The following is a 13,684-nucleotide window of genomic DNA, read 5'->3' as shown; positions in this document are numbered from 1 at the left end:
CGCGGCCAGTCGCGGGGGCAGGTCCCGCCCGCGGGCGGCACGCAGCCGGGTCATGGCCTCGGCGACCCGGACCGGGCCGCGCATCACCGGCAGGGCCGCGGCACCCAGCCGCCGCGCCAGCGGGGCCGCCGGGACCGCGTGCAGCCGGGCCAGCAGACGCCCCGCCTCCTCCCAGGGCGCGGCGTCCGGGTCGGCAGGATCGACCGGGGAGCCGTACGGCCAGAGGGTGGCGGTACGGCCGCCGGGCAGCGGGCGGGGCGCGGGCGGCCCGAGCGGCGGCAGCAGGATGCCGGCCAGTTCCGGCGCGGCGGCCACCCGCAGCCGCAGTTCCAGGGCGGCCGGGTCGGTGCCGGCGGCGTGTGCCTTGGCCACCGTGCCGCCATACCGGACCACCACCCGCTCCGGGTGGCCGGCCAGCACCTCCGGCGCGCCGGGCCGCGGCACCGGCGGGGCCGGCGGCCCCGCCGGTGCGGCATCCGGCAGTTNCCGGGTGGCCGGCCAGCACCTCCGGCGCGCCGGGCCGCGGCACCGGCGGGGCCGGCGGCCCCGCCGGTGCGGCATCCGGCAGTTGTGCGGCGAGGCCGGCGAGTGCCGTCACCAGCCCGGCGGGCGGCGACTGCTGCTCTGCGCTCATGGGCCCGGATGGTACGCGTCCCCCGCCCCCGGCCGGGGCCCGGTCCCCGGTGTGACTGCGGGCGCCGCGGCGGTCCCCGCGGCCGGGGCGGGCACGGCGGGGCGGGACAGGGCCGGGCGGGACAGGGCCGGGCGGCGGGCACCGGGGGCCGGTCGGCCCCTGCCCGCCCCGGGGGCGGGGGCCGGAGGATGACGGCACCGGCCCGGCATCGTCCCTGCCGGGCCCCGGGCGGCGGCGCGCCGGACTTCCCCCGCCGGTCTCGCCGCCGCCCCGTACGCACAACCGCACAGCGGCGCTCCACTGCCGCAGCTCTGCGCCGCTCCGCCGCACGAAGGAGGCATCGGCATGCCCGCCGTGACCGCGACGAACCTCCTCGGAGTCCTCCGTCCCGACGACCGGGAGCGGCTGATGAGCGCCGCCCGTGACGTCTCGTTCCCCGCCGGGGCCCGGATCTTCGGCGAGAACGGCGCCGCCGACCGGTTCTGGATCATCCGCACCGGCTCGGTGACCCTGGATCTCCAGGTGCCGGGCCGGCCGCCGGCGGTGGTCGAGACGCTCGGGCCCGGCGACCTGCTGGGCTGGTCCTGGCTGTTCCCGCCGCGCACCTGGCATCTGGGCGCGGTGGCGCTCAGCCCGGTGCGGGCCCACGAGTTCGACGCGGCGGCGGTCCGCGCCCTGTGCGAGGCCGACCCGGTGCTGGGCCGTGCGGTCGCCCGGCGGGTGGCGGAGATCGTCGGCCACCGCCTGCAGACCGCCCGGGTGCGGCTGCTGGACCTGTACGGCCCCTACGGCAGCGGGATGCGCTGATCACCGGAGCGGCGGGCGCCGGGGAGGCCGGAGAGGCCGGGTGACGCGCGTCCCGCCGCGGGCTCAGGCCACGGCGGAGAGCTGCGGACGGGCAGCGGCGAAGCGCAGCGGCCGGAGCCGCGGCAGCACGGCCAGGGCGGGGCGCCCGCGCCCGTGCAGCAGCGCGCCCGCGCCCGCCGTGGCCGCAATGACCACGCCGCCCAGCACCAGCGCCGCGCGGGCGCCGAGCAGTTCCATCAGCCCGCCGGCGACCAGCGGGCCGAGCAGGCCCCAGCCGGTGCTCAGGCTGCGCCACACGCCCAGCACCCGGCCGCGCATGGCGGCGGGCGGATCGGTCTGCAGGACGGTCGTCCCGGCGGTGTCGGAGACGGACTCCACGATCGCCATCGGCACCACCAGCACGAGCAGCAGCAGCAGGCCCGGTGTGAGGCCGGCCCCGATCTGCAGCAGCGCCCCGATGCCTGCCATGCCGGCGACCAGCCGCACCGAGGGCCTGCGGAGCATGCCCGCCACCACGGCGCCGAGCGTGCCGCCGACGGCCAGCGCGGTGGCCACCGTGCCGAAGGCTCCGGCGCCGGCCGCCAGCGGCCCGGTGACCAGCACGGCCAGGGTCAGCGAGTAGTTGCGGCCGAACGTCGCGCCGAGCGCGGTGATCAGCGCCAGGGCGACCAGCCGCGGCCGGCCGAAGAAGAACCTCAGCCCGTCCCGGGGACNCCGGCGCCGGCCGCCAGCGGCCCGGTGACCAGCACGGCCAGGGTCAGCGAGTAGTTGCGGCCGAACGTCGCGCCGAGCGCGGTGATCAGCGCCAGGGCGACCAGCCGCGGCCGGCCGAAGAAGAACCTCAGCCCGTCCCGGGGACCGCCGGAGACGGCGCGCGCCGGGTCCTTGGCCTCGCCCTCCCCGGGCTTGTCCGGACGGGGGGCCGGCTCGGATGCGGGCTGCGGCGGGTGGGGGCGGGGCGGCCCGAGCGGCGCCCGCTTGGGGATCTGGTACGGCGTGGCCGCGGCCCGCGGACCGGGCACGGGAACCGGCGCCGGCGCGGCAGGGGGCGCGGGCACGGGCGTGGCGTCCTCCTCGTCCCCGGCCGAACGGTCCAGCAGTCTGAGGAACGGGATCACCGAGGCGACGAAGAGGAAGGAGAGCCCGTTCGCCACGAACGCCGAGGCGGTGCCGAACAGCACCACCGCGCCGCCGGCCAGTGCGGCCCCGGCCAGCCGGCCGACGCTGTGCACGGCCGAGCCCAGGGCGATCGCCGAGGGCACGTCCTTGGGCGGGACCAGGTCGTTGCCCAGCAGCGCGCAGGCCGGGGCGTCCACCGTGGCGATCAGTCCGGTGACGGCGGCCAGGACCAGCAGGACCGGCACGCTGAGCATGCCGAGGGCGACCAGCAGGGCGGTGGTGAAGGCCACCGTCGCCAGAGCCGCCTGGCTGAGCCCGGCGACCAGTTTGCGCGGCAGGGCGTCCACGGCCGCACCGCCGAGCAGGCCGAAGAGCAGGCCGGGCCCGGCCTGGACGGCGAGGGAGAGACCGGTCAGCGCGGCCGAGCCGGTGACCTGGAGCACGAGGACGTTCTGCACCGTCATCTGCATCCAGGTGCCGAGGTTGGACACCAGGTTGGCGACCGACCACCAGCGCATGCTCGGCGAGCGGAGGCAGCGCCACGGATTGCGGTCGGCGGTGCGGGCGGCAGTGCGGTCGGCGGTGCGATCCGCGGTGCGGGCGGTGCGCGGGCGGGGCAGTGCGGCAAGGAGAGAAGGCATGGCGGAGGGAGGGGGAGGGGTGCCGGGTGCGGACGGACGAGCGGAGCAACGGAGAGATGCCCGGTCAGCGCCTGGATGACCACCCGCGGCCGGTGCCTGGCATCAGCACAGGCGAAACACTGGCAGACCGGCCGCGCCCGGAGAAGACCAAGATCGGCTTCCCGGGACCGTCCTGTTCCGCCAACCACCCTGCCGCGCGCCCGCGTTGCGGACAGCCGTGGCCTTGCTCACAGGACCTTGGGCCCGGCCCCGGACCCGGCCCCGGACCCNCTGGCAGACCGGCCGCGCCCGGAGAAGACCAAGATCGGCTTCCCGGGACCGTCCTGTTCCGCCAACCACCCTGCCGCGCGCCCGCGTTGCGGACAGCCGTGGCCTTGCTCACAGGACCTTGGGCCCGGCCCCGGACCCGGCCCCGGACCCGGCCCCGGACCCGGCCTTCAGGAGAAGTGAGTGACATAAATTGAAATCTGTCATCCGTCATGCCATGCTTGTCAGCAGCACAGCGCAAACCTCCCGCCCCTCCCCGCGAACGGAGTCCCCGTGCCCGCCACACCCACCGCCACCCCCACCGCCATGCCCGTCCGCCGCCTGGGCGCCGCCGGCCCGGAAGTCTCCGCCCTCGGTCTCGGCTGCATGGGCATGTCCGCGCTCTACGGCGAGGCCGACCGCAGCGAATCGCTCGCCACCCTGCACGCCGCCCTGGACGCCGGGATCACGCTGCTGGACACCGGCGACTTCTACGGCATGGGCCACAACGAGCTGCTGATCGCCGAGGCGCTGCGCACCGCGCCGCCCGCCGCCCGGGAGAAGGCCCTGACCAGCGTCAAGTTCGGCGCTCTGCGCGCTCCGGACGGCAGCTGGCTCGGCTACGACGGCCGCCCCGCGGCGGTGAAGAACTTCCTGGCCCACTCGCTCCAGCGGCTGGGCACCGACCACATCGACATCTACCGCCTCTCCCGGGTGGACCCGGACGTGCCGATCGAGGAGACCGTCGGGGCGATCGCCGAGGCCGTCCAGGCCGGTCACGTCCGCCACATCGGCCTGTCCGAGGCGGGCCCGGAGACCATCCGGCGGGCGGCGGCCGTGGCGCCGATCGCGGACCTCCAGATCGAGTACTCGCTGATCTCCCGCGGCATCGAGGAGGAGATCCTGCCGCTCTGCCGCGAGCTGGGCATCGGCATCACCGCGTACGGCGTGCTCTCCCGCGGCCTGCTCAGCGGCCACTGGTCGGCCGACCGCCGGCTCGCCCCCGGCGACTTCCGGGCGGCCGTCCCGCGCTTCGACGGCGAGCACCTGAACCGCAACCTCGCCCTGGTGGAGGAGCTGCGCACGGTGGCCGCCGGCCATGGCCTGTCGGTCGCGCAGACCGCGATCGCCTGGGTGCTGGCGCAGGGCGAGGACATCGTCCCGCTGATCGGCGCCCGCCGCCGGGACCGGCTGTCGGAGGCGCTCGGCGCGCTGGACGCTAGGCTCGGGGCGGACGGCCTGGCCGCCGTCGAACGCGCCGTCCCGGCCGGCGCCGCCTCCGGCGACCGCTACCCGGCCCACCAGATGGCCCACCTCGACAGCGAACGGCGCCGCCCCACCGCACCTGAAGAGTCCTGAACGCCCCAAGCCCCGAGGAAGAGAGCCGCGCAGCATGCCTCCGGAGCCCCTGACCCGCGACCGCATCCTGGAGGCGACGGAGGACGTGCTGCGCCGGTTCGGCCCGGCCAAGGCGACGGTGGTGGACGTGGCCCGGGCGCTCGGCGTCACCCACGGCAGCGTCTACCGGCACTTCCCCAGCAAGACGGCACTGCGCGAGGCCGTCACCGAACGCTGGCTGGACCGGGAGACCGGCACCCTGGACGCGATCTCCCGCGAGCCCGGCCCGGCGGACGAGCGCCTCTCGCGCTGGCTGGAGGCCCTGCTCGCCTCCAAGCGCCGCAAGGCCGGCGACGACCCCGAACTCTTCGCCACCTACCTGGTGCTGGCCGACGAGGCGAGCGAGGTCGTGGAGCGCCACCTCACCACCCTCGTCGGCCAGCTCGCGCGCATCCTCGCGGACGGCCGCGGCGACGGCCTGTTCTCGCTTCCCGGCGACGACCCGGTCGCCGCGGCCCGGGCCGTCTTCCACGCCAGTGCCCGCTTCCACGACCCTGCCCATGCCGCCGTGTGGTCCGCCCCCGGGGCCGACGCCGACTTCGCCGCCCTGCGCACGCTGATCCTCCAGGGCCTGCGTGCCTGAACCCGCACTCCCCCGTCCCGGCCGGCCGGTGCCGTGATGCTCACCGACGGCAGGGTCCGCCTGCCGGGCGGCGGGGGCGGGGCGGTCCCAGTCGGCGGGGAGGCCGGGCGGCGGACGCACGGCGGTCGCCACGGACGGCGGTCGGACGGCGGTCGCGACGGTGGCGTGGTGGACGACACAGGGAAGGCGGCGCAGCAGCCGGAGACCGGGGCGGCCGGCTGTCCGGCACCGGAAGCGGGGGCGGCGACCGGGTGAAAGCTCGGAACCGCTCTGGCGAACGACGGAGCCCGCCCCGTAAGGTAAGCCTTGCCTTAATTGACTGACGTTCCGAGGGGTGCAGGTGTCTCCGTTCGCCTCAGCCGTCACCGACGCACCGCCCGCCGGGCGGGCGGAACTGCTGGACCGGACATACCGGCGGTTCGCTGAGCTGTTCACGCTGCTGCGCACGGAGACCGGCGGCTTCGACCGCCGGGACGAGCGGTGGCTGACGGCGCGGCGGCTGGCCGGGGAGGCCGGGCTGGCCGAGCGGCTGGCCGGTATCCACGCCGCGCGGATGGCCGACCTGCACGGCGTCGCACCGCGCCCGGACGTGGCCGCCACCGACCTGCTGCACCGCTACGCCTTCGTGGCCTGCCTGGCCTTCTCCGGGCCCTGGTATCTGGAGCGGCGGGTGCCCTGGTTCTCCCCCGAGGGGCTGGGCCTGGACGAGGCCGGCGGCGTGCTGGCCGTGGACCCCTGGCTGGTGAGCGTGGGGCCGGACGATCCGGCCGCCGGGATGCCGGGGGTCCGGGTGGTGGCCGGGGAGGAGGCACTGCGCGGGGAACTGCGCCGGGCGGTGGCCGAGTTCCTGGAGCCGGTGCTGGAGCGGATGGGGCCGCTGATGCGGCGCCGCCGGCACGCCCAGTGGGCGATGGCCACCGACGAGCTGGCGGAGGGCATCCACTATCTGGGGCGGCTGCTGGGCGACATGCCCGCGGCGGCGCTGGCGGCGAACGAGGTCCTGCCGGGCGGCACCGCCCCGTACGCGGGCGGAGCCGGCTACCGGCTGCCGCCGGCCACGGCGTCCTGCGACGCGGAGCCGGCCCGGACCCGGCAGGGGTGCTGCTTCTTCTACACCCTCAAGCCCGATCTGCTGTGCGAGAGCTGCCCGCGTTCCCGCTGAGCGGCGGCGCGTCGGCGGCCGGGGCGGCGACGCCGGACGGCGACGCGGCGGGGCATCCGGGTACCGGGTTTCCGGGGTACCGGGATGCCCCGCCGGGCGTCGGGCGGTCAGGAGGCGGCGGGGTCCACGCCGAAGACCTCGGCGATGTCGTCCAGCACCGAGTGGGCGCCGTACAGGCCGACCGCGATCATCCAGGTCTCGTCGTCCACCTCGTGGATCTCGCCGGTGAGCTGACCCCACAGCGGGTTGGCGGTGAAGGTCTCCTTGCTCTTCTCGGAGAGGCCCTCCGGGTCGGGGTAGGCGGTCACGAAGATGTGGTCCGCGTCGACCTTCAGGGTCTCCTCCTCGGAGATGTCGGCGTTGAAGCCCGTGCCCTGGGCGTCGGCGGGCTTGTCGAAGCCGAGGTCGTTGATGATGACGCCGATGTAGGTGTCCTCCTTGTACAGGCGGGTCGGGCCGTCCACGAACCGGACCACGGACACCGACGGGTTCCCGCCGGCCGAGGCGCGGACGCTGTCGCCGATGGCGGTGGCGCGCTCCTCGAAGGCGGAGATCTTCTGCTCCGCCAGGTCCTCCTTGCCGAGCGCCTCACCGACCAGGCGCAGGTTGTCCTTCCAGGTGGCGCCGGTGGTCTCGGTGAAGATGACCGGGATGTCGAGGGCGACGAGCTGGTCGTAGATCTCCTCGTGGCGCACCGCGGCGGAGAGGATCAGGTCAGGCTGCAGCTCCAGGATCTTCTCCAGGTCGGGCTCCTCCAGCAGGCCCACCGGCTCGGCGCCGGCCGCGTAGGTGGCGACGTCCTCACCGAAGTAGGCGGGGAGTTCCTCGTCCGGGGCGGTGACCGTGGTGTAGCCGGCGACCTGGCCCTCCAGGGCCATCACGGCGTCCACGAAGGTCATGTCCAGGGCGACGATGCGCTCGGGGGCCTCCTCCAGCACGGTGTCGCCCATGGCATGTGTCACCGTCCGGGGGAAGGGGGCCTCGGAGGAGGCGGGCGGCGTGTCACCACCGGCATCCGTATCCTTGTCGGGGTCATCGCTGCTGCAGGCGGCGGTGGCGAGCAGTCCGGCGGTGACCAGTACGGTGCCGGCGGTACGGCCGAAGCGGGTGAGCCAGCGGGCTCTCATGAGAGGTGATCCCTTCTCTCCGGGGACGGGCGCTGTAAGGATAGGCTTACCTAACCTGTCTCGCAGAACCGGGGGTGGAGATCGTGATCGAAGCGCTATCTGCGCCGCGCTCCGGCAAGGCCGGTCCGCCCGGGCGGCAGCAGAAGCGTCAGATCGCGCCGGAGCGGGTGCGCAGGCGCTGGGCCGGGCTGCTGGTGCTGCTGGCCGTGGTGACACTCACCCTGTTGCTCTCCGTCGCCCTCGGCACCAAACCGCTCTCCCTCTCCCAGGTCTGGCACGGGCTGTGGTTCTCCACCGGCACCGAGGGGGACGTCATCATCCGCTCGCTGCGGGTGCCGCGCACCGCGCTGGCGCTGGTGGCGGGCGCGGCCCTGGGCGTGGCGGGCGCGCTGATGCAGGGTCACACCCGCAATCCGATTGCCGATCCGGTGCTGCTGGGCATCAGCGCGGGCGCCGGGATGTGTGTGGTCGGCTCGGTCTTCCTGCTGGGCATCACCAGCCTCTACGGCTATGTGTGGTTCGGATTCGCCGGCGCGCTGGGAGCCAGCATGCTGGTGTTCCTGGTCGGCACCGCGGCCCGCGGCGGGGCGACGCCGGTGACCCTGGCGCTGGCCGGGGCGGCGGCGCACGCGCTGTTCACCGCGCTCACCGCGGGCATGGTGATCTTCGACCGGCAGGCGCTGGACACCTACCGCTTCTGGACGGTCGGCTCGGTCAGCGGACGCCCGCTGGAACTCACCTGGCAGATCCTGCCGTTCATCGTCCTGGGCCTGGGCCTGGCGGCGGCCAACGCGCCCGGGCTGAACGCCCTGTCGCTGGGCGAGGACGTGGCCCGGGCGCTGGGCGTGCGGGTAGGGACCACCCGGGCGGTGGGCATGGCGGCCATCACGCTGCTGACCGGGACGGCGGTGGCGGCCTGCGGGCCGATCGGTTTCGTCGGGCTGGTCGCCACCCACATCGCCCGCTACTTCACCGGCCCGGACTACCGCTGGATCCTGGTCTACGCGGCCCTGCTGGGCGCCTCGCTGACCACCGCCGCGGACATCCTGGGCCGGCTGGTGGCCAGGCCCGGCGAGCTCCAGGTGGGCATCATGCTGGCGTTGATCGGCGCCCCGGTCTTCATCTACCTGGTGCGCCGGCGGAAACCGGTGCGGCTGTGAGGACGACGGCAAGGCGGGCATGGGCATGAACTCTGCTGTGAGCACCGGGACCACCGCGGGAACCTCCGGAACCCCGGGAACGGCGCAGGGGCCGGCCGGGCGTGCGGCGCCGGGCCCCCGGACCGTGCCCGGACGGACACCGCTGCGCGCCGGACCGGTCTCGGCGGTCTGGCGCCCGCGCGCCGTACTGGTGCCCCTGGCGCTGGCGCTGCTGCTGGCCGCCGCGATCGTGGTCAACACGGCGCGCGGCACCTCCGCCCTTCCGCTCGGCGAGGTGGCCGAGGTGCTGCTGGGCGGCGGCGAGCGCACCTCGCAGATCGTGGTGATGCGGCTGCGGCTGCCGCGCTCGCTGACCGGCGCGCTGGTGGGAGCCGCCCTGGGCCTGGCCGGGGCGATCATCCAGGGCATCGCCCGCAACCCGCTGGCCAGTCCGGACATCCTGGGCATCACCACCGGCGCCGGGGTGGGCGCGGTCACCGTGATCGTCTTCGGCGGCGCATACGGCGGGCTCAGCGGACCGCTGGCCGACCTCGGCGTGCCGGCCGCGGCGGTGGCGGGCGCGCTGCTCGCCGCCCTGGCGGTGTATGTGCTGGCGGTGCGCCGCGGGCTGAGCGGCTACCGGGTGCTGCTGGTCGGTGTCGGGGTCAACGCGGTGCTGGCCAGTGTGCTGTCCTGGCTGCTGATCAAGGCCGACATCGTGGACGCCGGCCGGGCGCTGATCTGGCTGAACGGCAGCCTGAACGGCGTCGGCTGGGACACCGTGCGGCCGGTGGGCTGGACCCTGGCGGTGCTGCTGCCGGTGGCGCTGGTGCTGTCCTTCCCGTTCGGCGCGCTGGTCTTCGACGAGGACACCGCCCGCGGGCTGGGGGTGCCGATGACCGGCTCCCGGGCCGCGCTGCTGCTGACCGCGGTGCTGCTGACCGCCACCGCCACCGCGGCGGCCGGGCCGATCGCCTTCGTCGCGCTGGCCTGCCCGCAGATCGCGCTGCGGCTGGCCCGCACCGGGCATCCGCCGCTGCTGGCCTCGGCGCTGACCGGCGCGGCGGTCACCGTCTGGGCGGATGTGCTGGCCCGTACCGCCTTCCCGGACATCCAGCTTCCGGTGGGGATTCTGACCGCGGCGCTGGGCGCGCCGTATCTGCTGTATCTGATCGTCCGGAGCGGAAAGGCCCGTAGCTGATGAGCCCGCAGGACCTCCAGGATCTTCCGCCGCAGGACCGCCCCGGGGCGGGCGCGGGACGGGTGCGGCTGCGGGCCGAGGGGCTGACCCTGGCCTACGACCGCACCCCCGTGGTGCACGAGCTGGACCTGGACATCGAGGACGGCACGGTGACGGCGATCATCGGGCCCAACGGCTGCGGCAAGTCCACGCTGCTGCGCGCCTTCGGGCGGCTGCTGAAGCCGGCCGGCGGGCAGGTGCTGCTGGACGGGCGGCCGGTGCACCGCATGCCGACGCGGGAGGTCGCCGGGCTGGTGGGCATGCTGCCGCAGTCCCCGGCGGCGCCGGAGGGGCTGTGCGTGGCGGACCTGGTGGCACGCGGCCGGCATCCGCACCAGACCTGGTACCGGCGGTGGTCGCGGGAGGACGAGGCGGCGGTCGAGCGGGCGCTGCGCGCCACCGGCACCTGGGAGCTGGCCGAGCGCACGCTGGACGAGCTCTCCGGCGGGCAGCGGCAGCGGGCCTGGATCGCCATGGCGCTGGCCCAGGACACCGAGCTGCTGCTGCTGGACGAGCCGACCAACCACCTGGACCTGGCGCACCAGATCGAGGTGCTGGACCTGGTGCTGGACCTGCACCGGGACACCGGGCGGACGGTGGTGCTGGTGCTGCACGACCTGTCGCTGGCGGCTCGCTACGCGGACCGGCTGGTGGCCATGAAGGACGGCCGGATCGTGGCCTGCGGCACCCCGTCCCAGGTGCTGACCGAGAAGCTGCTGCGGGAGGTGTTCGGGCTGCGCGCCGTGGTCCGCCACGAGGAGCGGACGGGTGCCCCGCTGGTGATCCCGCTCAGCCGGCACGAGTCACCGCTGCCCGGGCCAGGGGACGCGGCGGCGCCCGCGGCGCCGCTCCCCCACCGCACCTGACCGGCCGCCGCCGGGCTCAGACGGTGCGCAGGAACGCCAGGATGCGGTCGGCGACCGCCTCGGGCTGTTCCACCGTCAGGTCGTGGCCGCCGCGGGGGATCTCGGCGAGGCGGCCGTCCGGCAGCGCGTCCACGGCCTCCCGGGCGGCCCCGGGGCTGATCAGTTCGCTCTCCGCGCCCCGGATGAGCAGTGCGGGGCAGGCCACCGCCCGCAGCGCGGCCCACATGCCGGGCGCATCCGGCCGGGAGAGGTAGGAGGCCAGCCCCGCCGCGTCGAAGCGCCACTTCCAGCGCCCGCTCGGCAGCCGGCGCAGGTTGTGGTCGATGTACTCACGGAGTTCGGCGTCGCGGGCGCGCGGGTTCATGGCCTTCCACTGGGCGAAGGCGGCGGCCGGACCGGGGTATTCGGCGGCGCCCAGGCCGCGGATCCAGGACACGACGCCGGCCATCGCGGCCGGGTCGGACACCGGTCCCGGTGCGACGTCGACCAGGACCAGCGCGGAGACCCGGTCCGGGAAGGCCGCGGCGGCGTGGAAGGCGTGGATACCGCCGAGGGAATGGCCGACCAGCACGGTGCGGGGCACCCGCACCGCGTCCAGCAGGGAGGGGATGTCCGCGGACATGGCGGCGGCGGAGTATTCCGCGGCCCATTCGCTGGCTCCGTGGCCGCGCTGGTCGAAGGCGAGCACCCGGTACCGGTGGGCGGCGAGCCGCCGGGCCACGGTGATCCATTCCCAGGAGTTGCCGACCACGCCGTGCAGCAGCGCCACCGGCGGCCACTCCGGCCTGCCCCACTCGCGGTAGTGGAAACGCAGGTCGCCGGCGGTGACGAAGTGGTCGCGGCCCGCCGGGGCGGGCCCGGTGACGGGCCGGCCCCGGCGGGGGTCGGACGACGGGCGGGTGACGTGCGGCATGGCTGCCCCTCGGGAAGTCGGTGCGGTCGCCGTGCGGCTGTGCGGCTGTGCGGCTGTCTGGCTGTGCGGCTGTGCGGCTTCGGTGCCCGGCCGCCGTGGCCGGGCGACGGGTTCCCGGGTTCCCGGGTTCCCGTCCCGGTCCCGGCGTGGGTACGCACCGCACCCGCCGGACGGTTCACGGCCCGGTCCGGCGGGCCCGGCATGTCGTGCGATGCGTCGCGCCGGGCGGCAACCGCAGGGCGGCGACCGGCGGTTGCGGGGCGGCCGGGGGCGGCGGCGTGCGCCGTGTCACTCTTCACGAGCAATGAAGGTTAGGCTAACCTAAGTCGCGCGTCTGTCGGGGCGAACCCCCGACGGGCGCCCCGTGTGCTGCCCGCACCGTGTTCCGGCCGCCCCCGTGCGCCGGTCGCGGCACCCCCACAATCCGTCGTGACCGAAGGGTCCCCATCGCAATGCTGCGTGCTGAACTGCTCGGCCGTCAGGCACAACGCGAGTCCGCCGCCCGCACCTACGCCAGAACCATCCCCGTGGCGCCCGTCTCGGCAACCGGGGCGGAAGTCACCGGTGCGGACGGACGCGCCTACCTCGACTGCCTGTCCGGAGCGGGCACTCTCGCCCTGGGCCACAACCACCCCGCGGTCGTCGAGGGGCTCCAGGCGGCGCTGGCCTCCGGAGTCCCGCTGCACACCCTGGACATGATCACCCCGCAGAAGGACGCCTTCAGCGAGGAGTTGCTGGAGCGGCTGCCCGGCAGCCTGCGGCACCACGCCAAGCTGCACTTCTGCAGCCCGGCCGGCACGGACGCGGTGGAGGCCGCGCTCAAGCTGGCCCGCCACGCCACCGGACGCAGCGGCATCGTCTCCTTCACCGGCGCCTACCACGGCATGACGCTGGGCGCCTCCTCCGTCTCCGGGCCGGAGCGGATGCGCGGCCCCGCGGCCGAGGCCCAGCCGGTGACCCGGCTGCCCTACCCCTACGGCTACCGCTGCCCCTTCGGCGTCGGCGGGGAACACGGCGCCGGGCTCTCCGCCCGCCTGCTGGAGAGCTACCTCACCGATCCCAGCAGCGGCATGGCACCGCCGGCCGCGGTGATCCTCGAAGTCGTGCAGGGCGAGGGCGGGGTGATCCCCGCCCCGGACTCCTGGCTGCGCGAGATCCGCCGGATCACCGCCGCGCACGGGGTGCTGCTCATCGTGGACGAGGTGCAGACCGGCATCGGCCGCACCGGGCACTACTGGGCCTGCGAACGGGCCGGCGTCACCCCGGACATCCTGGTCACCTCCAAGGCGGTGGGCGGCGGACTGCCGCTGGCCCTGATCGCCTACCGGCCGGACCTGGACACCTGGCTGCCGGGCGATCACACCGGCACCTTCCGCGGCAACACCCTGGCCATGGTCGCCGGCCGGATCACGCTGCGCACGGTGGCCGAGGAGCAGCTCGCCGAGCGCGCCGAGAAGCTGGGCGCCCGGCTGCGTCTCGGGCTGCGCGAACTGGCCCGCGCGTTCCCGCAGATCGGCGAGGTGCGGGGGCGGGGCCTGATGACCGGCGCGGAGCTGGTGGACCCCGGGGCCGCGCCCGACGCGCTGGGCGCCCGGCCGGCCGCCCCGGAGTTCGCCCGGGCGGTGCAGGCCGCCTGCCTGGACCGGGGCCTGATCCTGGAACTCGGCGGACGCGGCGGCGCGGTGCTGCGTCTGCTGCCGCCGCTGGTGCTGACGGACGCCCAGGCCGGCGCGGTGCTGGACCGCCTCGGCGACGCCCTGGCCGCGGTCTGTGCCGCCCCGCACGGCCGCCCGGAGCGTGCCGCATGAC

At 75.6% G+C, this 13,684-nt stretch carries 11 protein-coding genes and 2 pseudogenes; 8 read left to right on the top strand and 5 right to left on the bottom strand.

Annotated features, from left to right (window positions below):
* Positions 1 to 444, bottom strand: a pseudogene (locus GQS09_RS21905) (hypothetical protein); the annotation flags it as partial.
* 535 nt (positions 445 to 979) lie between these two features.
* Between GQS09_RS21905 and GQS09_RS21900 the strand changes: the two are divergent.
* Positions 980 to 1,441, top strand: a complete 462-nt coding sequence (locus GQS09_RS21900) for a cyclic nucleotide-binding domain-containing protein (protein WP_165988928.1) — start codon at positions 980 to 982, stop codon at positions 1,439 to 1,441.
* Positions 1,442 to 1,504: 63 nt separating this feature from the next.
* Here GQS09_RS21900 and GQS09_RS21895 read toward each other — a convergent pair.
* Both GQS09_RS21895 and GQS09_RS21890 read right to left on the bottom strand, forming a co-directional pair.
* Positions 1,505 to 2,221, bottom strand: a pseudogene (locus tag GQS09_RS21895) (MFS transporter); the annotation flags it as partial.
* Positions 2,137 to 3,078 carry an MFS transporter gene (locus GQS09_RS21890; protein ID WP_243761649.1) on the bottom strand — a complete coding sequence of 314 codons (942 nt, stop codon included), beginning with the start codon at positions 3,076 to 3,078 and terminating at the stop codon, positions 2,137 to 2,139. The gene GQS09_RS21890 and the pseudogene GQS09_RS21895, both read right to left, overlap by 85 nt.
* A 696-nt stretch (positions 3,079 to 3,774) precedes the next feature.
* On the opposite strand from GQS09_RS21890, the gene GQS09_RS21885 reads away from it, so the two are divergent.
* From GQS09_RS21885 to GQS09_RS21875, 3 genes are all read left to right on the top strand, one after another.
* Positions 3,775 to 4,806: an aldo/keto reductase gene (locus tag GQS09_RS21885; protein ID WP_165988932.1), complete on the top strand. Its 1,032-nt coding sequence runs from the start codon at positions 3,775 to 3,777 to the stop codon at positions 4,804 to 4,806.
* Positions 4,807 to 4,840: 34 nt separating this feature from the next.
* A complete protein-coding gene (locus GQS09_RS21880; protein WP_165988924.1) occupies positions 4,841 to 5,428 on the top strand; it encodes a TetR family transcriptional regulator in 588 nt (195 codons plus the stop codon).
* A gap of 340 nt (positions 5,429 to 5,768) precedes the next feature.
* A complete protein-coding gene (locus tag GQS09_RS21875) occupies positions 5,769 to 6,590 on the top strand; it encodes a (2Fe-2S)-binding protein (protein ID WP_165988922.1) in 822 nt (273 codons plus the stop codon).
* 107 nt (positions 6,591 to 6,697) lie between these two features.
* Here the strand turns inward: GQS09_RS21875 and GQS09_RS21870 are convergent, their stop codons facing one another.
* Positions 6,698 to 7,717, bottom strand: coding sequence for an ABC transporter substrate-binding protein (locus tag GQS09_RS21870; protein ID WP_165988920.1), 1,020 nt, complete (start codon positions 7,715 to 7,717; stop codon positions 6,698 to 6,700).
* A gap of 86 nt (positions 7,718 to 7,803) precedes the next feature.
* Here GQS09_RS21870 and GQS09_RS21865 point away from each other — a divergent pair, with 86 nt between their 5' ends.
* From GQS09_RS21865 to GQS09_RS21855, 3 genes are all read left to right on the top strand, one after another.
* Entirely contained in the window at positions 7,804 to 8,877 is a 1,074-nt protein-coding gene (locus tag GQS09_RS21865) for a FecCD family ABC transporter permease (RefSeq protein ID WP_399552577.1), read from the top strand.
* A gap of 124 nt (positions 8,878 to 9,001) precedes the next feature.
* Positions 9,002 to 10,057 (top strand): iron ABC transporter permease, encoded by a 1,056-nt coding sequence (locus GQS09_RS21860; protein ID WP_313896270.1) that lies wholly within the window; start codon positions 9,002 to 9,004, stop codon positions 10,055 to 10,057.
* Positions 10,057 to 10,962 (top strand): ABC transporter ATP-binding protein, encoded by a 906-nt coding sequence (locus tag GQS09_RS21855; protein ID WP_165988916.1) that lies wholly within the window; start codon positions 10,057 to 10,059, stop codon positions 10,960 to 10,962. Before GQS09_RS21860 ends, GQS09_RS21855 begins: the two co-directional genes overlap by 1 nt.
* Positions 10,963 to 10,978: 16 nt before the next feature.
* Here the strand turns inward: GQS09_RS21855 and GQS09_RS21850 are convergent, their stop codons facing one another.
* The gene (locus tag GQS09_RS21850) at positions 10,979 to 11,875 is read right to left on the bottom strand and encodes an alpha/beta fold hydrolase (RefSeq protein WP_165988914.1); all 897 of its coding nucleotides are present in this window, start codon (positions 11,873 to 11,875) and stop codon (positions 10,979 to 10,981) included.
* A 452-nt stretch (positions 11,876 to 12,327) separates the two neighbouring features.
* Here GQS09_RS21850 and GQS09_RS21845 point away from each other — a divergent pair, with 452 nt between their 5' ends.
* Positions 12,328 to 13,683, top strand: coding sequence for a diaminobutyrate--2-oxoglutarate transaminase family protein (locus GQS09_RS21845; protein WP_165988912.1), 1,356 nt, complete (start codon positions 12,328 to 12,330; stop codon positions 13,681 to 13,683).
* Position 13,684: the final 1 nt, after the last annotated feature.

Origin of the sequence: Streptomyces sp. YIM 98790, assembly GCF_011421595.1 — a bacterium.
Lineage (GTDB): Bacteria > Actinomycetota > Actinomycetes > Streptomycetales > Streptomycetaceae > Streptomyces.
This window is presented reverse-complemented; position numbering and strand designations above follow the sequence as displayed.